The organism is Pseudomonas sp. 5Ae-yellow (assembly GCF_014077575.1).
Taxonomy (GTDB): Bacteria; Pseudomonadota; Gammaproteobacteria; order Pseudomonadales; family Pseudomonadaceae; genus Halopseudomonas; species Halopseudomonas neustonica.
The window spans coordinates 1-806 of record NZ_JACGWE010000128.1 but is presented as its reverse complement, the minus strand read 5'-3'; the positions used below and the strand labels follow the sequence as shown (position 1 = coordinate 806).

Annotated in this window: 1 protein-coding gene and 1 pseudogene; both read left to right on the top strand. The window is 53.8% G+C overall.

What is annotated here, in order from left to right; translation table 11 throughout:
* Positions 1-117 precede the first annotated feature (117 nt).
* Positions 118-432 carry an IS66-like element accessory protein TnpA gene (gene tnpA, locus H4J77_RS19570; RefSeq protein ID WP_182250133.1) on the top strand — a complete coding sequence of 105 codons (315 nt, stop codon included), beginning with the start codon at positions 118-120 and terminating at the stop codon, positions 430-432.
* A pseudogene (locus tag H4J77_RS19565) lies at positions 414-518 on the top strand (transposase domain-containing protein); the annotation flags it as partial. The gene tnpA and the pseudogene H4J77_RS19565, both read left to right, overlap by 19 nt.
* Between the last annotated feature and the right edge of the window lie 288 nt (positions 519-806).

Here is an 806-nt window from a genome sequence, read left to right as displayed (position 1 = left end):
ACAGCACGTCCTGGGGTCGGTCACGCTGTTCGTACGTAAGCGTCCGGTGATCCCGTCTTGAGCTGAGCACTGGGGCCGTCAGGATAGTGTCCACTTATTTTCTAGTGGACACTTAATATGAGCACTGCAAGCGTAACCAGGCCCTACCAGAAACGCCGTCGCCATTCCCGAGAGTTCAAAGCCGGTATCGTCGCTACCTGCCGCGAACCGGGCGCTTCCGTTTCACGCATTGCCCTGGATAACGGCCTCAACGCCAATCTGGTGCGACGCTGGATTAGCGAGTCGCGACGAAGCGATAACACGCTAACGTCGGTTCCAGCATTCGTCCCTGTTAATCTGCCAGCCCCGTCGACCGCTGCAAACAGTAAGCCGCACAAAAACATCCGCATCGAGATCCCCATGTCAGTGGTGCCGTTCCCTATGCCTACCTGAAAGATGTGCTGACCCGGCTGCCAAGGCATAAGAACGCCATAGAAGAGCTGCTGCCACACAACTGGAAACCTGCCACCAAGGTGTGATTGCCGAATGCTTACAACTGGCAAGCCAAGATGAATGGCCAAAATTAACCTGGCCAATTTAACCCCGGATAATAATTTCTTAACCAGCCAACACCAGACTCGCCAGTATGGGTATGGTCAATTTGGCCAGGCATGGAAGGCTAGACATGACCGGCAGCAAACGGCCCAGGGTGTGTAAAAACGTCCTGACAAATCCTTGCTATGATTTCCGACACTTCCATCGCAAGGATTCCCATGAAACGGTTTATCCAGGGTGAACACCGAGGTCAAAGCACCTTGCTTCCCGAA

Bases quoted from the DNA above. Each gene is read 5' to 3' on its own strand.
- tnpA (WP_182250133.1), top strand. From the start codon at position 118: ATGAGCACTGCAAGCGTAACCAGGCCCTACCAGAAACGCCGTCGCCAT.